General features: G+C 44.5%; 19 protein-coding genes and 1 riboswitch. All 19 genes read right to left on the minus strand.

The window, feature by feature from the left end; genetic code table 11:
• Positions 1 to 24: 24 nt before the first annotated feature.
• Positions 25 to 885: a DUF72 domain-containing protein gene (locus tag AC2Q9J_RS14925; RefSeq protein ID WP_499041150.1), complete on the minus strand. Its 861-nt coding sequence runs from the start codon at positions 883 to 885 to the stop codon at positions 25 to 27.
• 659 nt (positions 886 to 1,544) lie between these two features.
• A complete protein-coding gene (sufB, locus tag AC2Q9J_RS14930; RefSeq protein ID WP_499041152.1) occupies positions 1,545 to 2,942 on the minus strand; it encodes a Fe-S cluster assembly protein SufB in 1,398 nt (465 codons plus the stop codon).
• A 21-nt stretch (positions 2,943 to 2,963) separates the two neighbouring features.
• Positions 2,964 to 3,404: a Fe-S cluster assembly sulfur transfer protein SufU gene (gene sufU, locus AC2Q9J_RS14935; protein WP_499041154.1), complete on the minus strand. Its 441-nt coding sequence runs from the start codon at positions 3,402 to 3,404 to the stop codon at positions 2,964 to 2,966.
• Positions 3,394 to 4,623, minus strand: coding sequence for a cysteine desulfurase (locus tag AC2Q9J_RS14940; RefSeq protein WP_499041156.1), 1,230 nt, complete (start codon positions 4,621 to 4,623; stop codon positions 3,394 to 3,396). Before AC2Q9J_RS14940 ends, sufU begins: the two co-directional genes overlap by 11 nt.
• Entirely contained in the window at positions 4,623 to 5,927 is a 1,305-nt protein-coding gene (sufD, locus tag AC2Q9J_RS14945) for a Fe-S cluster assembly protein SufD (RefSeq protein ID WP_499041158.1), read from the minus strand. The genes AC2Q9J_RS14940 and sufD overlap by 1 nt, the downstream gene beginning before the upstream one ends.
• Before the next feature lie 18 nt (positions 5,928 to 5,945).
• Positions 5,946 to 6,728 (minus strand): Fe-S cluster assembly ATPase SufC, encoded by a 783-nt coding sequence (gene sufC, locus AC2Q9J_RS14950; protein WP_499041445.1) that lies wholly within the window; start codon positions 6,726 to 6,728, stop codon positions 5,946 to 5,948.
• Between the two features lie 345 nt (positions 6,729 to 7,073).
• The gene (locus tag AC2Q9J_RS14955) at positions 7,074 to 7,232 is read right to left on the minus strand and encodes a YuzK family famiily protein (protein WP_499041160.1); all 159 of its coding nucleotides are present in this window, start codon (positions 7,230 to 7,232) and stop codon (positions 7,074 to 7,076) included.
• 197 nt (positions 7,233 to 7,429) lie between these two features.
• On the minus strand, positions 7,430 to 7,963 hold the full coding sequence (locus tag AC2Q9J_RS14960; protein ID WP_499041162.1) for a hypothetical protein: 534 nt from the start codon (positions 7,961 to 7,963) through the stop codon (positions 7,430 to 7,432).
• Between the two features lie 103 nt (positions 7,964 to 8,066).
• On the minus strand, positions 8,067 to 9,233 hold the full coding sequence (locus AC2Q9J_RS14965; protein ID WP_499041164.1) for a dicarboxylate/amino acid:cation symporter: 1,167 nt from the start codon (positions 9,231 to 9,233) through the stop codon (positions 8,067 to 8,069).
• A gap of 230 nt (positions 9,234 to 9,463) precedes the next feature.
• Positions 9,464 to 10,309 (minus strand): MetQ/NlpA family ABC transporter substrate-binding protein, encoded by an 846-nt coding sequence (locus AC2Q9J_RS14970; RefSeq protein ID WP_499041165.1) that lies wholly within the window; start codon positions 10,307 to 10,309, stop codon positions 9,464 to 9,466.
• Positions 10,310 to 10,368: 59 nt separating this feature from the next.
• Positions 10,369 to 11,037, minus strand: coding sequence for a methionine ABC transporter permease (locus AC2Q9J_RS14975; RefSeq protein WP_499041167.1), 669 nt, complete (start codon positions 11,035 to 11,037; stop codon positions 10,369 to 10,371).
• The gene (locus AC2Q9J_RS14980; RefSeq protein WP_499041169.1) at positions 11,030 to 12,055 is read right to left on the minus strand and encodes a methionine ABC transporter ATP-binding protein; all 1,026 of its coding nucleotides are present in this window, start codon (positions 12,053 to 12,055) and stop codon (positions 11,030 to 11,032) included. The genes AC2Q9J_RS14975 and AC2Q9J_RS14980 overlap by 8 nt, the downstream gene beginning before the upstream one ends.
• An 87-nt stretch (positions 12,056 to 12,142) precedes the next feature.
• A riboswitch (SAM riboswitch) is annotated at positions 12,143 to 12,247 on the minus strand.
• 49 nt (positions 12,248 to 12,296) lie between these two features.
• The gene (locus tag AC2Q9J_RS14985; protein ID WP_499041171.1) at positions 12,297 to 12,608 is read right to left on the minus strand and encodes a thioredoxin family protein; all 312 of its coding nucleotides are present in this window, start codon (positions 12,606 to 12,608) and stop codon (positions 12,297 to 12,299) included.
• Positions 12,609 to 12,614: 6 nt separating this feature from the next.
• Complete coding sequence (locus AC2Q9J_RS14990; RefSeq protein ID WP_499041173.1) at positions 12,615 to 12,953, minus strand: toprim domain-containing protein; 339 nt, start codon at positions 12,951 to 12,953, stop codon at positions 12,615 to 12,617.
• Positions 12,954 to 13,112: 159 nt separating this feature from the next.
• On the minus strand, positions 13,113 to 13,493 hold the full coding sequence (gene gcvH / locus AC2Q9J_RS14995) for a glycine cleavage system protein GcvH (RefSeq protein WP_499041174.1): 381 nt from the start codon (positions 13,491 to 13,493) through the stop codon (positions 13,113 to 13,115).
• 78 nt (positions 13,494 to 13,571) lie between these two features.
• On the minus strand, positions 13,572 to 13,925 hold the full coding sequence (locus AC2Q9J_RS15000) for an arsenate reductase family protein (RefSeq protein ID WP_499041176.1): 354 nt from the start codon (positions 13,923 to 13,925) through the stop codon (positions 13,572 to 13,574).
• A gap of 96 nt (positions 13,926 to 14,021) precedes the next feature.
• Positions 14,022 to 15,803, minus strand: coding sequence for an acyl-CoA dehydrogenase FadE (locus AC2Q9J_RS15005; protein ID WP_499041178.1), 1,782 nt, complete (start codon positions 15,801 to 15,803; stop codon positions 14,022 to 14,024).
• A gap of 205 nt (positions 15,804 to 16,008) precedes the next feature.
• Positions 16,009 to 17,184, minus strand: a complete 1,176-nt coding sequence (locus tag AC2Q9J_RS15010) for an acetyl-CoA C-acetyltransferase (protein ID WP_499041180.1) — start codon at positions 17,182 to 17,184, stop codon at positions 16,009 to 16,011.
• Positions 17,185 to 17,211: 27 nt separating this feature from the next.
• The gene (locus AC2Q9J_RS15015; protein ID WP_499041182.1) at positions 17,212 to 19,596 is read right to left on the minus strand and encodes a 3-hydroxyacyl-CoA dehydrogenase/enoyl-CoA hydratase family protein; all 2,385 of its coding nucleotides are present in this window, start codon (positions 19,594 to 19,596) and stop codon (positions 17,212 to 17,214) included.
• Positions 19,597 to 19,641 lie beyond the last annotated feature (45 nt).

The following is a 19,641-nucleotide window of genomic DNA, read 5'->3' on the forward strand; positions in this document are numbered from 1 at the left end:
ACAACACCTCTTTATAACCTAACGTTAAAATTCTCCTTCAAAAAGATCCAGTTGTTTGGGAGCAAGATCTTCGAAGGTCAAATCATTCATTTGCTGAAATTGTTTGGCGTCCCCAGCCGCATGGCCGCCGGAATTATTATTGAATATGATGTAAACATTGTCAGCCTGTTCCGCCAGCTTATTTGCCGCTTTGCTGATTTCCGTTAACTCTTCACGGTTATAATCATATAAATAACGGACTTCCCGCCATTTCTTTGAGTTCCCTACATTTTGCCACCCATGAACGTTGCGGCCGTGAAGCCGGAACAGGACTTTATCTTTTCGGGTCGAGACAGGTACCAGGGGAATCGAACCATCACCCGCCTGGGGTTCATCACAAACCGAATGGATCAAATTGTGTTCCCGCAGAAACTCGAAGGTTTTTTCTCGGAACCCTTCGGCATACCAGGACTGATGACGGAATTCGATCGCCAAATCAAATTCACTCAGCTTGTCCGTAATACGCCTGATTTCATCTACATTTTCTTTTACACAATCAAACCACGGCGGAAATTGCAGCAATACCATCGCGAGTTTTCCGGCTTCCTTCAGTGGCCTGATGGATTTTATATATGCCTCATACATTTCCTCTTCTGTATCAAACGGATTTTCTCCGCGTAAATGTCCGGTCATCGCCTGATATGCTTTAACGATGAACTGAAAAGAATCAGGTGTTTCAGCAATCCATTTCCGGATATTCCTTTCGGGCTGCACAGCATAAAAAGAAGAATCCAGTTCCACGATTGGAAAGTGTCCTGTGTAATCAGCCAATCTGTCTTTTTGCTTCGATCCCGGACTGTAAACATCCGGGTGATCGCCCCAACCCGTTAATCCCGCATAAATCATTACGCCACCTCCGAGATACTGTTAGTTAAATGATAGCACAGAAAAAATAGAACGTCCTACCTGAGCTTTACCCATTAAACGAAGAAAAAATCCCCATTGCAGTTAAGCAATGGGGATTCGCAGGCTGTTGAGAAACTGTCGATTTCTTCAACCCTTACGCTCTAGCCGGAAGCTTTCCGCGGGGAGCGGCTTGAGCCTCCTCGTGCACTTCGCTCCCTGCGGGGTCTCAGGACTCAGTCTTTTTCCCGCAGGAAAGACATTGACCGGAGCTTGCAAGGTCAAGTCTTTGCGACGAAGCAGCGCAGCGATGCAGGAGCACATCTTTGCCATTCACCGCCTAGCGCTTCATTCTGATTTCATGCGGAATCAATGAAAATCTTTTTACTTAGATCAAGCTATTATGCAACTCCATTTATAGAAGGTAAATAGAGATATGGAGCAAAATAGCGAAGACTCCCAGGTGAGCAGAAACGGAGTTGGCTTTCCAACTCCGTTTCGGGCGAAGTGCTGAGATCCACTCGGGCGAAGTGCAAAAAGCCCGAGTTAGCTCAGCGCAAGCCACCAGGAAAGCGGAGCTGTTTTGCGGAATATCGTTTGCACATTTTCATAAATTAAAATCCCCACTGCAATTAAGCAGTAGGGATTTGTATAAGAATCTATTAACCGATTGAACCTTCCATTTCGAACTTGATCAAACGGTTCATTTCAACCGCATATTCCATCGGAAGTTCTTTTGTGAATGGTTCGATGAAGCCCATAACGATCATTTCAGTAGCTTCCTGCTCAGAAACGCCACGGCTCATCAAGTAGAACAATTGCTCTTCAGAGACTTTTGAAACTTTCGCTTCGTGCTCCAAAGATACATTGTCGTTAAGAATTTCATTGTACGGGATCGTATCAGACGTGGACAGGTTGTCCATGATCAACGTATCACATTCAATGTTCGAACGGGCTCCGTCAGCTTTACGGCCGAAACGGACAATCCCGCGGTACGAAACTTTACCGCCCTGTTTCGAAATTGATTTCGAAACGATGGAAGATGAAGTATTCGGTGCCATGTGGATCATTTTAGCGCCCGCATCCTGGTGCTGGCCTTTGCCTGCGATTGCAATCGACAACGTCATACCGCGTGCGCCTTCACCGCGAAGGTAAACTGCAGGATATTTCATCGTCAATTTAGAACCGATGTTGCCATCGATCCATTCCATTGTGCCGTTGGCATCAACAAACGCTCGTTTTGTAACAAGGTTATAAACGTTGTTTGCCCAGTTCTGGATTGTTGTGTAACGGCAATAAGCGTCTTTTTTAACGATGATTTCAACTACAGCAGAGTGCAGTGAATTCGTCGTATATACAGGTGCTGTACAGCCTTCCACATAATGAACGCTCGCGCCTTCATCCACAATGATCATCGTACGCTCGAACTGCCCCATGTTTTCCGAGTTGATACGGAAATATGCTTGCAGCGGAGATTCAACTTTAACATTTGGCGGAACATAAATGAATGAGCCACCTGACCAGACAGCTGTATTCAAAGCCGCGAATTTATTGTCAGCAGCCGGAATGACTGTCTGGAAATATTCACGGAACAAGTCTTCGTTTTCACGAAGTGCAGCATCTGTATCTTTAAAGATGATACCCATGTCCTCAAGTTCAACTTTCATGTTGTGGTAGACAACTTCTGATTCGTACTGTGCAGAAACACCTGCAAGGTATTTTTGTTCCGCTTCCGGGATACCCAATTTATCAAAAGTCTGTTTGATTTCATCCGGCACTTCATCCCATGAAGTTTGGCTGGCTTCCGATGGTTTGACGTAATAAGTGATTTCGTCAAAATTCAACGGTGCCAAGTCGCCACCCCATTGCGGCATTGGCATAGAATAAAACAATTTAAGAGCTTTCAAACGAGATTCGAGCATCCATTCAGGTTCGCTCTTGATATTGGAAATTTCTCTGACGATATCTTCAGTCAGACCGCGTTTTGAGCGGAAGATCGAGACATCTTTGTCATGGAACCCATATTTATAATCATCGATTTCGGGCATTTTTTTAGCCATCATCGTTCCTCCATTCTTGTGTTACGATTTTTCTTGCTCGTGCACGCCTTTTTCCATGGCTTTCCAAGCTAGTGTAGCGCATTTGATCCTTGCTGGGAATTGAGAGACTCCCTGCAGCGCTTCAATATCACCCAGGTCCACAGAATCGTCGTAATCTTTGCCGAGCATCATATCAGAAAAAGTTTTGGACAGCCCAAGAGCAGTGTCCACATCTTTCCCTTTTACTGCCTGCGTCATCATTGAAGCTGAAGCCATCGAAATTGAACATCCTTCACCATCAAATTTTGCATCTTTTACAATACCGTCTTCAACCTGCAAGGTCAGATGGATGCGATCGCCGCATGTCGGATTGTTCATTTCGATATTAATGCTGTCATTTTCAATAGTGCCTTTATTCCGTGGCGTTTTATAATGGTCCATAATCACGGACCGATACAATTGATCTAAATTTTTAAAAGACATCGTTGAAATACTCCTTTGCAGAGCGTAATCCTTCTACAAGGCGGTCGACATCCGATTCGCCATTATAAAGGTAGAAGCTTGCACGGGCCGTAGCGGATACTTCCAGCCATTTCATCAACGGCTGTGCGCAATGGTGTCCTGCACGGACAGCGATTCCGCTCATATCTAGCACCGTCGCCACATCATGAGGATGGACATCATTCAAGTTGAATGTGACAATGCCTGCCCGCTTGGCCGGATCTTTCGGACCGTAAATTTCAAGGCCGTCGATTCCGCTCATTTTTTCCATGGCATAAGCTGCCATTTCATGTTCGTGCTTTTCGATTTCGTCCAATCCGATTTCGTTAAGGAAATCGATGGCTGCGCCAAGTCCGACTGCGCCGGCGATTATAGGTGTACCGCCTTCAAATTTCCATGGCAGCTCTTTCCAGGTTGAATCGTAAAGACCGACAAAATCGATCATTTCGCCGCCGAATTCAACCGGCTCCATTTCATTCAATAAAGCTTTCTTTCCATATAATACACCGATTCCTGTCGGTCCGACCATTTTATGGCCTGAGAAGGCGAAGAAATCACAGTCCAATTGCTGGACATCGATTTTAAGATGAGGAGCAGCCTGTGCACCGTCAACCACCATCACCGCTCCATTTTCATGGGCGATGCGTGCAACTTCCTTCACCGGATTCATGGTTCCAAGGACATTTGAAACATAGACCATTGAAACGATTTTAGTCCGTTCGGTAATTGCCGCTTTCACTTGTTCAAGTGAAATGGTGCCGTCTTCTTCAAGTTCGATATATTTCAGGATCGCTCCACGCTCTTTGGCCAATTGCTGCCATGGAATGATATTGGAATGGTGTTCCATATAAGTGATGATAATTTCATCGCCTTTCTCCACATTGGCACGCCCGTAGCTTTGTGCTACAAGATTGATAGCCGTTGTGGTTCCACGAAGAAAGACAATTTCTTCTGTGGAACTGGCATTGATGAATTTTTGCACCTTTTCACGGGCACCTTCATATTTTTCTGTGGCACGGTTGCCAAGAGTATGGACGCCGCGATGCACATTCGAATTATCGAATTTATAATAATTCTCCAGCGCTTCAATTACCTGCACCGGTTTCTGTGAAGTCGCAGCGCTGTCCAGATAGATAAGCGGATTGCCATTGATTTCTTGGTTCAATATAGGAAAATAGCTTTTTATCTCTTTATTGATCATTAGCGGACTTTCCTTTCGATAACCTCCGTCAATTGCTTTTTAACGCCTTCGATTGGCAGCACATTTACAACTGGTGCCAAGAAACCGTGAATAACAAGACGTTCAGCTTCTTGTTTAGTAATGCCTCGGCTCATCAGATAATAAAGTTGTAGCGGATCTACACGCCCAACAGATGCTGCGTGGCCTGCTGTAACATCATCTTCATCAATTAACAGAATCGGGTTTGCGTCGCCTCGAGCATTCGGGCTAAGCATCAATACGCGTGATTCCTGTTCCGCATTCGATCTGGTTGCGCCATGTTCAATCTTGCCTATTCCATTAAAAATAGCGGAAGAAGAATCTTTCATAACGCCATGTTTTAAAATTTGGCCATCGGAATCTTTACCCCAATGCACAACTTTCGTTGTAAAGTTCTGTTTTTGGCTGCCTCTGCCGACTACTACAGTTTTTGTATCGCCGATAGAATTATCACCGATCAGGTGAGTCACGTTTTCAGAGATAGTGTCGCTGTCATTCATCAGTCCAAGCGCCCACTCTATTTTCGCATCACGCGCGGCAACACCGCGGCGATTTACGTAAGTAGTGAACCCTTCTGCAAGAACATCAACTGCACCATAAGTGATTTGTGCGTTATCTTCAGCAAATACTTCTGATACGATATTTGCCAAACCATTTGATTTTGCAACAGTTGAGAAGTAGTTCTCTACATAAGTAACTTTACTGCTTGTGTCCGCTACTACGATTACGTGATTGAATAATGAAGCTTCTGCATCGTCATGATAGAACACAACTTGCACCGGCTCTTCAACTTCCACGTTTTTCGGAACGTACAGGAATGCCCCGCCGTTCATCAATGCCGCATGCAAAGCAGTCAGCTTATGCTCATCGGTTTTTACGCCGTTGGTCATGAAATATTTTTTCACCAGGTCACCATGTTCACGAAGTGCTGTGAAAATGTCTGTCAAGATGACACCTTTAGCAGCCAAATCTTCTGAAACACGTGAAAACGCAGGTGTATTATTGTGCTGGATGTATAGATTTTTTTGCTCAAGATCTACGATAGTTTTGATATCTTCAGTCAAATCTTCGATCGAACCGAATGTAGAGCTTTTCACTGTGTGAACCGGATAATCTGTGAAATTCCAGTTCAGGATTTTTGTTTTATCTGGTTTTGGAAGCGGCAAAGTTTCCGCTTCTGCAAACGAGCGAAGGCGCAACTCGGTAAACCATGAAGGTTCACCATTCATCTCTGAAAAGGAGCGCAGCTCTTGCTCGGTCATTTTTAAATTTGTTTCAACCGTCATGCCAGTCTCTCCCTTCAATTATGCTTGTCCTACAGTCTCGTCTTCAATTCCAAGTTCTTGCTTGATCCAGTCGTAACCTTCAGCTTCCAATTTATGCGCAAGTTCTGCTCCGCCAGATTTAACGACGCGGCCCTGCATCATAACGTGGACGTGGTCCGGCGTGATGTAATTCAACAGGCGCTGGTAGTGAGTGATGATCAGGCAACCGAAATCTTCGCCTTTCATTTGGTTGATCCCGTCGGAAACGACTTTCAATGCGTCAATATCCAAACCGGAGTCAATTTCGTCCAAAACAGCGATTGTCGGTTTGATCATCATCATTTGAAGAATTTCATTGCGTTTCTTTTCCCCGCCTGAGAATCCTTCATTAAGATAACGCTGAGCCATATCCTGTTCCATATCCAAAACTTCCATTTTGCTGTCAAGCTCGCGGATGAATTTCATCAACGAAATTTCATCGCCTTCTTCACGGCGTGCGTTCATGGCAGAACGCATGAAGTCAGCGTTTGTTACACCAGAAATTTCACTTGGATATTGCATAGCTAGGAAAAGACCTGCGCGCGCCCGTTCGTCAACTTCCATATCAAGAACATCTTCTCCATCCAAAGTGATGGAACCAGAAGTTACCTCGTATTTAGGGTGGCCCATGATAGCGGAAGCCAATGTTGATTTACCTGTACCGTTCGGACCCATGATTGCATGAATCTCGCTTGTATTAATAGTTAAGTTTACACCTTTTAAAATCTCTTTACCTTCGATTTCAACGTGTAAATCCTTGATGACCAAAGTTGACATGTAAATACCTCCATATAGTTAATGTTGAACGGATAACCATTCTTAATTAGTATCATTCTAATCTTAACCGATATCGACTGCTCTGGCAAATCATTAAACCGAGTTTGGAAACTGTCTCTAAACAATTTAAAACTCAGTATTTTTAAAGTGCCGAGCGGTTTTTTCATAAAAAATTAGTTTTTTTTCATTTTCAATGAATGTCATTTAATTGAGAATGGATTTCAGTGAGAAGTCCCTTGTCCTCTCAGCTTCAGACTGCTGGTCCACCTGGAGAAAAAAGGGCCGTCCTCTCATAAAAAAAGCCGATGCACAAGGCACCGGCTTTACTGTTAGCTTTTAACTGTTTAATTTTTATATATCACGGTGTACTTGACGTTCTAACTGAGATACGATTCTTTGGCTATCATTATAATCTTGATCTCTTCGTTGTTCCACTTCAATAATTTTTCCCGGATCGTTCTGATACTCATTGATTCCAAATCCATGTGCATTTCTAAATGCCTGTTCCATTTTCTCAGTATGCTCGATACCGTTTGACTCGATAATAAATCATTCCTTTCAGATTATCTTACAATATCCATTATACCCCAATAAAATTCGGATAAACGCATATCACTTCAATTTGTCTGAAAATAGACCTATCGTCATAGTTTATGGAAAATACAAGAAAAAGCCCACCAAATGAATGGTGGGCTTTTCGCTATATCTTAATTTACTTCGTTTTGAATGCTTGAAGGAATCAATTCATGTTCTTCAAGAATTGAATTGAAGATTTCATCCGCTTCCGCAAATTTGGCATTGGCAGCTTCAAATGATGTCTCTTCTTCAGCAAGCGCTGCTGCTTTCATATCATATGATTCTGAAATCATACCAAGTGCAGACTGGATGTCTTCTTCTTTCTCACTTAGAGTTTCCGGAATTTCGATTCCTTCAACAGCTTGGGATGCTTCTTCTGCAGAACTTGCAGCCGCCTCTTTCACAGCTGCCAATTCGTTGCCTTCAGGCAGAATCCCTTCAGCCTGCTGCTGTTCAAATGTGTTCAGATCGCCGTCCACTTCGTTGATCGTGTTAGGCACTGCCATATAAAATCTCATCAATTCTTTTTTCACTTCGGCATTGTCTGTTGAAGCTGTTTCGCCATTTGATGAATCTGCCGCTTTATCTGTATCAGCAGAATCATCAGAACTGCAGGCGCCTAAAAAAAGTAAAGATGATAATCCAATTACGAATAATTTTTTCATGGTGTTTCCTCCTTATTCTCAATACTTCGATATATTACCATAGCTTTATTGAAGAGTATAGAGAATAGAAAATAGCCGGAATACACTGAATCAAAAAATTATTTCAAACTTTTCGTCCGTTTGTAAAACGGTCGACAATATTGGCCAAAGCACCGTCTCCTGTAACGTTGGCAGCTGTTCCGAAACTGTCTTGAGCCATATATAGGGCAATCATTAAAGCGACCATGGTTGCATCAAAACCGAGCATGCTTTGCAATAAACCAATTGCCGCCATGACAGCACCACCCGGCACCCCAGGGGCAGCAATCATCGTAACGCCAAGCATAAGGATAAATGGAAAGAATGATCCGAAATCAGGAGTCTGGCCAGTTAAAAGAACCACTCCGATCGCACAGGATACTAAAGTAATCGTACTGCCTGATAAATGGATTGTCGCGAACAGTGGAACCGAGAAATCAGCGATTCGTTCATCCGCTCCTGTTTTTCGGGTTTGTCTTAGTGTTACAGGTATAGTCGCTGCTGAAGACTGCGTGCCAAGTGCCGTAAAGTAAGCAGGCATCATGGTCTTCAGCAGGCTGAAAGGATTCCTTTTCTTTAAAGCACCAGCTGTGCTGTACTGAAGCAGCAGCATAAGCCAGTGAAGGATGATGATTAAAACAAAAACAATACCGAACAACGACAGAATTTCCATAACTGCTCCGCCGTATGCCATGTTGGCAAAAATACCGAAAATGTAGAAAGGCAAAAGCGGAATTATGATGACAGAAATTGTTTTCTCGATAATGGCCTGGAATTCATCAAAAAAGGCTATCATGGTTTTACTGCCCGTAGACGCCATTCCGATACCAAGCAGGAACGCCAGGATCAATGCAGACATCACGCCAAATAGCGGAGCCATTTCAAGGTCGATGAATGTTTTGGCAAGTGCATGCTCAGGGTCGTCCAGACTTGTCAGAGCGCGGCCTTCCATGAATCCAGGAAGTACTAGCATAGCTGCCCCGAAAGCAAAAACCCCTGCAATTACGGTGGAACTGTAAGCGACAAGTGTAGAAACCCCCAGTAATTTACCGGACCCCTTGCCTAATTTCGCAATACCGGGTGCGATAAAGCCCAGGATAATCAATGGCACAACAAAGTTTAGGAAATTGCCAAAGATAGAAGTGAATGTAGCAAAAATCCTCACGATGTTTTCCGAAGCGATGGAACCAATTAAAACTCCCAATACAATAGCCACAATAATTCTGGGTAATAAACCGAATTTAAACTTCATTTCATGTCCTCCCTATGTGTACAAATGTTTTTTCATAATAGATATCAAAATACCATAGATGACAGAATAAGATAAGCTTTTCGGAAATACACGGAATATTTTATTAATTTACTATATCTAAATAATCATTTACTGCTGGTTTAAACTCCCCATCATTTTGTGTACTTTTTACCAATAGCTCCATAATTAAGAAAAAGCATCCCGAAGGATGCTTTTTTGAGTCGCTTTTCTTATTGCACTGGTACTACAGAGCCGCCCCACTCTTCAAGAATGAAATCTTGGATTTCTTCTGATTTAAGTGCCTCTACCAATGCTTGTACTGCTTCATTGTCTTCATCGCCAGAACGGACAGCGATGATATTTACATACGGTGAATCTGAATCTTCAAGTGCAATTGAATCTTCCTGCGGGTTGATGCCTGCATCAATCGCATAGTTTGAGTTGATCAACACTGCATCGCCTTCACCTTGCTCATACATTTGCACCAATAACGCTGCTTCATAATCTGTTTCAAATTGCAGATCTTTAGGGTTTTCAGCAATATCACTTACTTCAGCTTTTGTTTTATCGATGTCTTCAGCTAACGTGATCAACCCCTGCGCTTCTAACATTGAAAGAATACGTCCGTGGTCAGCTACTGAACTGCTCATTAAAATAGTAGCGCCTTCCGGAAGCTCTTCAAGTGAATCGTATTCCTGGGAGTAGACACCGATTGGCTCTATGTGGATACCGCCGGCATTTGCAAAATCATAACCGTGCTCTTCCATCTGAGCTTCGAAGTAAGGGATATGCTGGAAGTAGTTGGCGTCGATTTCGCCTGAATCCAAATCTTCATTCGGGAAGATATAATCCTGGTAGGTTTCAATCTCCAATTCAATTCCCTGTTCTTCTAGAATCGGTTGAACTTGTTCCAGAATTTCTGCGTGCGGCACATTTGAAGCACCCACTTTAATCGTGCTTGTTTCGCTTTCTCCAGATCCGCCGTTGCTTGAGTCAGTGCCAGTTTCATTGCTGTCACTACCGCATCCTGCTAGTGCTAATGTTGCCAATAAAGTTCCTGTTAGAAGTTTTTTCATAATGTGTACTCTCCCTTTTCTCTGTAGTTGTAATTATTATGTCAACGGAATTTCCGTTATCAACGCTTGTCTGCTTTTTTGGTTAACGCGTCACCGATAAATTGGATGATGAATACGATGATCAGGATCAAAATGGTTGCCATTAATACGACATCCGGCCGGCTGCGCTGAAATCCATCCAGGAATGCCAAAGTTCCGAGTCCGCCGGCCCCAATGACTCCAGCCATAGCGGTATATCCGACTAATGCAATCGAAGTGACCGTGATTCCTGAGATCAAAGCGGGTTTTGATTCCGGCAATAAGACTTTCCGGATAATAGTTCCAGTTGTTGCGCCCATGGAACGAGCGGCTTCAATGACCCCTTTATCGATTTCCTGGAAAGCGATCAGGACCAGCCGCGCATAAAATGGAGCCGCTCCAATAATCAGCGCTGGCAATGCAGCATTCGGTCCACGAATCGTGCCGATCAGGAAGCTTGTAAAAGGAATCAGCAAAATGATCAAGATGATAAACGGTATCGAACGGAAAACATTCACAAATACCCCAGTAAGCCAGTTGACGATTTTATTGGCCCATAATTGCTTCGGAGCTGTCAGGAATAAAATGATGCCAAGCACAAGGCCGATGACGAACGTGAAAAGTGTCGACATCGCTGTCATATAGATGGTTTCGATTGTTGCTTCCCACATCTTATCCCAGTCGACATTTGGAAATAATGACTCAATCATTTGCCATCACCTCCGCCTGTACATTTTCTCGGACGAGAAACTCGAGCGCCTGACGGATATCAGCATCCGCTCCTTTTAGCTGCAGGATCAAAGTTCCATATGCGCCGCGTTGTGTATGGGATACTTTCCCCTGGACGATATTCACTTCCACCGGAAACTTCCGGATCAACTGTGTCAGTATCGGCTGTTCTGCCTGTTCACCAACGAATATCAGCTTCACCAGTTCTCCTGTTGGATATAATTCACGGAGATGCTTGATGGTTTCGCTTGAATCCTCCGACTCGGTGACTTGAGCAACAAAGCGTTTGGTGATTTCCTGTTTCGGGGTTTGGAAAATCTCAAGTACATCTCCAAGTTCCACCACTTTGCCGCCTTCCATAACTGCCACACGATGACAAATTTTCCGGATGACATGCATTTCGTGAGTAATCAGGACGATGGTCAAACCAAGGCGTTTATTGATATCGACAAGCAGGTCCAAAATAGCGTCCGTCGTTTCCGGATCAAGGGCTGACGTGGCTTCGTCACAAAGCAGGACTTCCGGATCGTTCGCCAATGCGCGGGCTATGCCGACACGCTGCTTCTGGCCACCTGATAATTGGGAAGGATAAGCATTTTCACGGCCAGCCAATCCCACTAATTCAACCAATTCCTTTACCTTTTCCACTCTTTTTGCTTTTGGCACACCAGCAATTTCAAGCGGAAATTCAATATTCTCCTGCACTGTCCGGGACCATAAAAGATTGAAGTGCTGGAAAATCATGCTTACTTTTTGGCGGGCTTTACGGAGCTCTACGCCTTTAATGTCCGTTATTTTTTGCCCATTGATATCGACTGTTCCGGATGTCGGTTTTTCCAAACCGTTCAATATGCGGATCAGCGTACTTTTGCCTGCGCCGCTGTAACCGATGATGCCGAAGATTTCTCCGTCAGCAATCGTCAGATTTACATCATCAACAGCTGTCAAGGCGGTTTTTCCGACATCGAATGTCTTCGTAAGTTGCTTTAACTCAATCATTGATACACTCTCCTACTTCAAAATAAAAAACCCTTCTGCTCAGAAATGAGCAGAAGGGCACACGCAAAAATATATACGTTAACCGTTCTCTCATCTTCCAAAGCTTTCGCTTTGTGTGACTTGGCACCATTTCATTTTCATGACGGTTGCCGGGCTTCACAGGGCACTTCCCTCCACCACTCTTTATAAGAGTTACGTTATTAAGTTTGTTGTTCAGGATATTAATTTATCACGGCTTGATTTATACGTCAACCGTTTTCAACTTTTCATAAATATATGGCACAGAATGAAAGGCGTAAACCTTTTCTTTCAGCTTGCCATTTTCTGTTATCAACAGGCACGGCACGCTTTCCACTTCATATAAAGAAGCGATCTCCTGTACGTAATTCAAGTTGGCTTTGCCGATTGGCAATTCCGGCATTGCCGCAACTACGACTTCAAGCATTTTTGATGCCAATTGGCATGTCCCGCACATAGGCGTATAAAGGTAATAAGCCGCCACCTTATTGGTGTTCTTGGCTTTACTCCATTCTTTATGGTTCCATTCTTCCATGGTTCTTCATCCTTCGGCTAATAGGTTATTGACTCGGACATTTGCTGCTATGAGGACATCAGTCAGAATACGCAAAGGAGTTGTCGCCACTTCCTTGTAGCTCCGGTCGATATAAAAATGGCGGGCTTCCGGAAATTCACGCTTGACCAGTTTTCTGAGCTTTTCACCCGATTTATCTGCATCTACTAAAATAATGATATCCTGCCCTTCAAATGGCAACAGCAGTTCTTCAAGTCTTGTGGCACTCACTGTACCATTTGTGCAAAGAATCGTCACGGATTCTGCAATGAGCGGCGCAATTCTATTTTTATCCGATATTCCTTCCACTACAATCACTTTGTCCATCATCCAACACCCCGCTGATTAATTGGAATAGAGAGCATGTTGTTACCTATTTAGTTTATATAGCCATAACACCCTAATCAATTGATATGCTCGGCACTGCGATTCGCCTGAAATAAATGCTTATTAAAAAAAGCGCCGAAAAAGGGCGCTTACTGTTTCTTACTCGTTAGTCATTTCTTTGTATTGGTCAGCATCCATCAAATCGCCCATTTCATCTTCAGAAGGCGCTTCAATGACAACCATCCATGCCTGTTCATACGGAGATTCATTGACAAATTCCGGGCTGTCTTCCAGCTCAGAGTTTACTTCAACCACTTTCCCGCTGATTGGCGCATATAATTCAGAAACCGTTTTAACAGACTCAACGCTGCCGAATGGTTCGTTTTTCTTAAGTTCGTCACCGACCTGCGGCAATTCGACAAAAACGATGTCTCCAAGTTCAGCTTGCGCGAAATGAGTGATTCCGATGCGTGCTTTACCATCTTCAAGTTTGACCCATTCATGTTCTTTTGAATAACGAAGTTCTTGTGGTGTGCTCATCCAAACGCCTCCAAAATATGTAGTAGCTTCAATTTCAGTTTGACATATTAACCACTCAATTACAAGATTGCATATTCCTTAAGCCCAGGTATTTTTATACGTCTCTTCCTTAAAGCCAATTGTCGCTTTTGAACCGTCCCATGCAAGCGGACGCTTGATCAGCATGCCGTTTGATGAAAGCAGTTCCAGTTTTTCATCTTCGGACATTCCAGCAAGCTTATCCTTTAACTGCAACTCGCGGTATTGCTGTCCGCTGGTATTGAAAAACTTCTTCAATTCGATGCCGCTGGCTACTACCATTTTCTTCAGCTCATCTTTTGGCGGCGGGTTATCGACGATATGTATTTCCTTAAAATCCACCCCGTTTGCGGTCAGCCACTTTTTCGCTTTTTGGCAGGTACTGCATTTCGGGTACCAATAAAAATCCAACATATTTAAAACCTCCTTCTTTTACTATTCTAGCAAAGCCATGGAATGCGGGCGAATAAAAAAGAGCCGCCAAAAAGATGGCGGCCTTCAATTAATCTATTAAACTACGTATTTTTCAACATCGATCAACTTAACAGCAGCTTCGCGTTTTTTAGCGATGACATTGTAAGGAGTTGAACGAGTCAATTTGCGTAATGCTGAAAGCATCATGCGTTGGTTGTCGCCTTCAATTGCAGCGATCAATGTTTCCTTCGCATCTTTCTCGATTTTATCGAATGCTTCCTGGCAATAGATTTGCGTATAAAGAAGTTTCTGTTTCGCTTTTTCTTCACCTGAAGCAGCGATCGCTTTTTCGGTACGCAGAACCGCAGATTCCATTGCAAATACATTGCTGACGATATCAGCGATGTTCACAAGAACTTCCTGCTCCTGTTCCAATTTCGTACCGTAAGTTTGAGCAGCTAGACCAGCAGCTAGGATAGCGATTTTTTTCGCGTTTCCTACCAGGTATTTTTCCTGAGCCAATGCTTCAGTGCCGATTTCTTCCGGCATCATCATCAATAACTCTTCCTGAAGTTTTTGTGCGTGCTGCAATAGTGGCAATTCGCCTTTCATTGCTTTACGCAGCAAAGTACCCGGAACCAGCAAACGGTTGATTTCGTTTGTTCCTTCGAAAATACGGTTGATGCGCGAGTCACGGTAGATGCGCTCGATTTCATATTCCTGCATGAAGCCATATCCACCGTGCAATTGAACGCCTTCATCAACGATAAAGTCCAATGTTTCTGTTCCGAAGAATTTATTCATTGAGCATTCCACAGCAAATTCAGCGATTGAATCCGCAACCAATTTACCGTTCGCATGTTCTTCATCCGTAAAGCCGCTCATGCGGTCCTCGAATAAACCAACAGTGCGGTAAACAGAGCTTTCAAGTGCGTACAGCTGTGAAGCCATCGTCGCAAGTTTTTCACGAGTCAAGTTGAATGATGAAATCGGTGTTTTGAACTGCTGGCGCTGGTTCGTGTAAGGAATCGTGATTTCCATTGCACGTTTAGAAGCTCCGATCGTGCCTACTCCCAATTTGTAACGGCCGATGTTCAGGATGTTGAAGGCGATGATATGCCCGCGTCCAGCTTCACCCAACAGGTTTTCAACAGGAACTTCCGCGTCTTCAAGGATCAATGTACGGGTTGAAGATGATTTAATCCCCATTTTCTTCTCTTCAGGTCCTACAGAAACCCCTGCGAATTCACGCTCAACGATGAATGCAGAGAACTGCTCTCCGTCGATTTTCGCGTAGACTACAAATACATCCGCAAATCCAGCGTTTGTGATCCATTGTTTTTCGCCGTTCAATACGTAGTGTGTGCCTGCTTCGTTCAGCTTAGCAGTCGTTTTAGCTCCAAGTGCATCCGATCCAGAGCTAGGCTCAGTCAATGCATATGCAGCGATCATTTCGCCAGTTGCAAGGCGTGGCAGGTAGCTTTGTTTTTGCTCTTCGTTACCGAAAAGAACGATTGGCAATGAACCGATACCAACGTGGGCACCGTGAGTGATTGAGAAACCGCCTGCTTTGGACATTTTTTCAGCAATTAAAGCTGAAGCGATTTTATCGAGGCCCAAACCGCCGTATTGTTCAGGTACATCTGCACCTAAAAGACCAAGGTCTCCTGCTTTTTTCAAAAGTCGTACGGAATGTTCGAATTCGTGGTTTTCAAGATTTTCAACTACAGGCATTACATCCGTGTTTACGTAATCCTCCGTTGACTTGGCGATCATCTTATGTTCTTCTGTGAAATCCTCCGGTGTAAATACGCGTGAAAGATCCGCGTCTTCAATTAGGAAACTTCCGCCTTTGATCAATGTTTTTGATTCTGACATTTTATATTCCTCCTATTTTTAATCTGCTCGGAAGATTTCGCTGCAGGCGGACGCTTTCCGCGGGGAGCTGCCTGAGCCTCCTCAGTCGCGTTGCTCCTTGCGGGGTCTCAGGACTCGCTCTTGCTCCCGCAGGAGTCGCCGCCTTTCGCTTCATCTTCTTGCAAATCTGTGTTCTATTATTCCGGTGTTGTTATTTGAAAATGTCCTACAGCATTTCAAAGACGCCTGCTGCACCCATTCCTCCGCCGATACACATTGTGACTACGCCGAATTGTTTGCCTTGGCGTTTCAGTTCACTCAGCATACGGATTGTCAGGATTGAACCGGTTGCACCCAGTGGGTGTCCAAGCGCAATTGCTCCGCCGTTCAAGTTGACTTTATCGATGTCGATGTTCAATTTTCTGATGACTGCTAGTGATTGTGAAGCGAACGCTTCATTCAATTCCCAGACATCAATGTCCTTGATCGACAGACCAGCTAGTTTCAAGGCTTTTGGAATCGCTTCAATCGGTCCGATTCCCATAACTTCCGGCGGCACGCCGCCTGTAGCGAATGAACGGAATTTCGCAATCGGTTTGAGGCCCAGCGCTTCCGCTTTTTCACGGTCCATTACAAGCAAAGCTCCTGCACCGTCAGATGTTTGGGAAGAGTTACCCGCTGTTACTGAACCGCGTGCTGAGAATGCCGCGCGCAATTTGTTCAATGTCTGAACAGTCGTACCATGGCGGACGCCTTCATCCATTTCGAACATGAATGATTTTTCCTGGTACTTATTGTTTTCATCAACATATCTTTTAGTTACTTCAACAGGCACGATTTCTTCATCGAAATGCCCTTTTTCAATAGCAGCTGCCGCTTTTTCATGGGAGCGCACCGAGAAAGCATCCTGATCTTCACGGCTGACGCCGTATTGAGTCGCCACTTGTTCAGCTGTGTGGCCCATGCTCATGTAATACTGAGGAGCTGTTTCAGCCAGTTTCGCGTTTGGGCGGATGACATTCCCCATCATCGGCACCATACTCATCGATTCAACACCGCCGGCAATGATCGCTTCCGCGTGTCCAACCATGATGCGTTCCGCTGCATAGGCGATTGTCTGCAAGCCTGATGAACAGAAACGGTTGACTGTTACAGCAGGTGTCGTATCCGGCAACCCTGCCAATGCTCCGATGTTACGGGCGATGTTCATGCCCTGCTCGGCTTCCGGCATTGCACAGCCCATGATCAAATCATCTATCGGGCCGTCGTATCCGCCTGCCCGTTTTAATGTTTCCCGTACAGCGAGTGCGCCGAAATCATCCGGTCGCACCGATGCAAGAGAACCTTTTTTCGCTTTTCCGACCGGTGTTCTGGCACTGGCCACGATTACTGCTTCGCGCATATTTTTTCCTCCTTTAATATCTTTGGATCAGTTGCGTAACGGTTTGCCTTTGACCAGCATATGCTGCATGCGCTGCTGCGATTTCGGCTGAGCGACTAAGCTCAGGAATGCCTGGCGTTCAAGGTCCAGTAAATATTGTTCGTCCACTTTCGTGCCGTATGGAACTTTGCCGCCCGAAAGGACAAACGCCAGTTTCTGGGCGATTTTCAAGTCGTATTCGCTGATATAGCCTGACAGGAACATTCCTTCTGCTCCAAGCAATAAAGTCGCATATCCCGGTTCACCGGTAACAGGCACTCCTTCTCGTTTCGGCGCTTGGTAGCCATTTTCATACAAGGACAATGCCGCCTGTTTTGCGTCATAGATCAGGTGGTCGCTGTTGACGCTGATGCCGTCCACAAAGTTCAGGAAGTTATTTTCACGCGCTTCTTCGGCAGAAGTCGAAACTTTTGCCATCGCGATTGATTCGAAAACTTTGCTTGCTACATTCTGTAAGTCGAAGTCGATGCCATTCGGCATGCCTTTCAAATGCTTCATATAAAGTTCCTTGTTTCCGCCGCCGCCAGGGATCAGCCCGACTCCTGCTTCTACTAAGCCCATATAAGTTTCCATTGAAGCCTGGATATGTGCAGCTGGAAGAGCTACTTCCGCCCCACCCCCAAGTGCCATTCCAAATGGTGCTGCTACTACAGGTTTTGAACTATATTTGATTTTCATCATCGCGTTCTGGAATGTTTTGATTGTGAAATCAAGTTCAAAGATATTATCATCTTGAGCTTCCATCAGGATCATGCCCAGGTTTGCACCGACGCAGAAATTCTTGCCCTGGTTGCCGATAACAAGCCCTTTGTAATTCTTCTCGACTTCATCAATCGCAAAATTGATCATTTGCATGATATCCAAGCCAATCGCATTTGACTGTGAGTGGAACTCAAGAAGCGCAATGCCGTCTCCAAGATCGATCAGGCTCGCACCTGAATTTGATTTGATGACACCATGTTTTTTCTTATAACGTTTCAAGTCGATCACTTTTTCATTGACCGGAACAGCTTCGTAATCTGAACCATTGAAGAAATGAAGATCGCCGTCAACTTCCTTGTAGAAGGTTTCGTTGCCGCTGTCCAGCAGGCTTTGTGCGAAAGCAGGAACGTCATGTCCTTCTTCTTTCATTTTTGTGACAGACTTCTCAACGCCGATTGCATCCCAGATTTCAAATGGTCCCTGGTTCCAGCCGAAGCCCCACTTCATGGCATTGTCGATAGAGACAATATCGTCAGCGATTTCGCCATTCAACTCTGCTGAGTAGCGAAGAACCGGAGCCAGGATGTTCCATAATAATTCACCCGTGCGGTCATCCGCGTAAACAAGCGTTTTCATCTTCGCAGAAAAACCTTTCTGTGCTTTGGCCATTTCCTGTGAAGGCGTTTTCAATTTGCCGGCAGGGCGGTATTCCAAAGTTTCCGGATCCAGTTCAAGAATTTCTTTGTCTTTTTTAAGGAAGAAGCCTTGGCCTGATTTAGCGCCGATCCAGCCGTTTTCCACCATTTTTTTCATGAATTCAGGAGCTTCGAATACTTTTTGCTCTTCGCCTTCGGTTTTATCGTAGACGTTTTTCGCAACGTGCATGAAGGTATCCAGGCCAACTACGTCCAGTGTACGGAAAGTCGCCGATTTTGGACGTCCGATTAAAGGTCCGGTTACGGAATCCACTTCACCGATGGAATAGCCACGGCTCTGCATTTCACGCAGTGTAACCAATAAACCGTAAGTTCCAATGCGGTTAGCGATAAAGTTAGGTGTGTCTTTTGCGATTACAACACCCTTACCAAGAACATCTTCGCCGAAAGCAGTCATGAACTCGACCACTTCAGGTGCAGTCGATGCCGCTGGAATTACTTCCAAAAGTTTCAGATAGCGTGGCGGGTTGAAGAAATGCGTCCCCAGGAAATGCTTGCTGAAATCTTCTGAACGCCCTTCAGCCATTGCATTGATTGAGATGCCTGAAGTGTTTGAAGAAATGATTGTGCCAGGCTTTCTTACAGCATCAATTTTTTCGTACAAAGATTTTTTTACATCAAGATTCTCTACGATAACTTCAACGATCCAATCAACGTCTGCAAGTTTTTCCAGATCGTCTTCAAGGTTTCCGGGTGTGATAAGGTCTAAATTCTTTTTGGCTGTCAGAGGAGCCGGTTTCTGTTTCAATAGTTTCTGGATTGAAGTTGTTGCGATACGGTTGCGAACTGCATGATGTTCAAGCGTCAGGCCTTTCGCCTGTTCCGCTTCCGTCACTTCACGCGGAACTATGTCTAGTAATAATACTGGAATTCCTATGTTTGCAAGATGCGCTGCAATCCCTGATCCCATAACTCCAGATCCGATTACTGCTGCTTTTCTTATTTGGTATGCCACTAGCAAACCCTCCTCATAATTTTTGAATGAATCCTCATTCATTTT

The organism is Planococcus sp. RAB007_Raresut (genome assembly GCF_057369535.1).

Excerpts from the sequence above, each read along its gene's own strand:
- AC2Q9J_RS14925 (WP_499041150.1), bottom strand. The coding sequence starts at position 885 with ATGATTTATGCGGGATTAACGGGTTGGGGCGATCACCCGGATGTTTAC.
- sufB (WP_499041152.1), bottom strand. The coding sequence starts at position 2,942 with ATGGCTAAAAAAATGCCCGAAATCGATGATTATAAATATGGGTTCCAT.
- sufU (WP_499041154.1), bottom strand. The coding sequence starts at position 3,404 with ATGTCTTTTAAAAATTTAGATCAATTGTATCGGTCCGTGATTATGGAC.
- AC2Q9J_RS14940 (WP_499041156.1), bottom strand. The coding sequence starts at position 4,623 with ATGATCAATAAAGAGATAAAAAGCTATTTTCCTATATTGAACCAAGAA.
- sufD (WP_499041158.1), bottom strand. The coding sequence starts at position 5,927 with ATGACGGTTGAAACAAATTTAAAAATGACCGAGCAAGAGCTGCGCTCC.
- AC2Q9J_RS14955 (WP_499041160.1), bottom strand. The coding sequence starts at position 7,232 with ATGGAACAGGCATTTAGAAATGCACATGGATTTGGAATCAATGAGTAT.
- AC2Q9J_RS14960 (WP_499041162.1), bottom strand. The coding sequence starts at position 7,963 with ATGAAAAAATTATTCGTAATTGGATTATCATCTTTACTTTTTTTAGGC.
- AC2Q9J_RS14965 (WP_499041164.1), bottom strand. The coding sequence starts at position 9,233 with ATGAAGTTTAAATTCGGTTTATTACCCAGAATTATTGTGGCTATTGTA.
- AC2Q9J_RS14970 (WP_499041165.1), bottom strand. The coding sequence starts at position 10,309 with ATGAAAAAACTTCTAACAGGAACTTTATTGGCAACATTAGCACTAGCA.
- AC2Q9J_RS14975 (WP_499041167.1), bottom strand. The coding sequence starts at position 11,037 with ATGATTGAGTCATTATTTCCAAATGTCGACTGGGATAAGATGTGGGAA.
- AC2Q9J_RS14980 (WP_499041169.1), bottom strand. The coding sequence starts at position 12,055 with ATGATTGAGTTAAAGCAACTTACGAAGACATTCGATGTCGGAAAAACC.
- AC2Q9J_RS14985 (WP_499041171.1), bottom strand. The coding sequence starts at position 12,608 with ATGGAAGAATGGAACCATAAAGAATGGAGTAAAGCCAAGAACACCAAT.
- AC2Q9J_RS14990 (WP_499041173.1), bottom strand. The coding sequence starts at position 12,953 with ATGGACAAAGTGATTGTAGTGGAAGGAATATCGGATAAAAATAGAATT.
- gcvH (WP_499041174.1), bottom strand. The coding sequence starts at position 13,493 with ATGAGCACACCACAAGAACTTCGTTATTCAAAAGAACATGAATGGGTC.
- AC2Q9J_RS15000 (WP_499041176.1), bottom strand. The coding sequence starts at position 13,925 with ATGTTGGATTTTTATTGGTACCCGAAATGCAGTACCTGCCAAAAAGCG.
- AC2Q9J_RS15005 (WP_499041178.1), bottom strand. The coding sequence starts at position 15,803 with ATGTCAGAATCAAAAACATTGATCAAAGGCGGAAGTTTCCTAATTGAA.
- AC2Q9J_RS15010 (WP_499041180.1), bottom strand. The coding sequence starts at position 17,184 with ATGCGCGAAGCAGTAATCGTGGCCAGTGCCAGAACACCGGTCGGAAAA.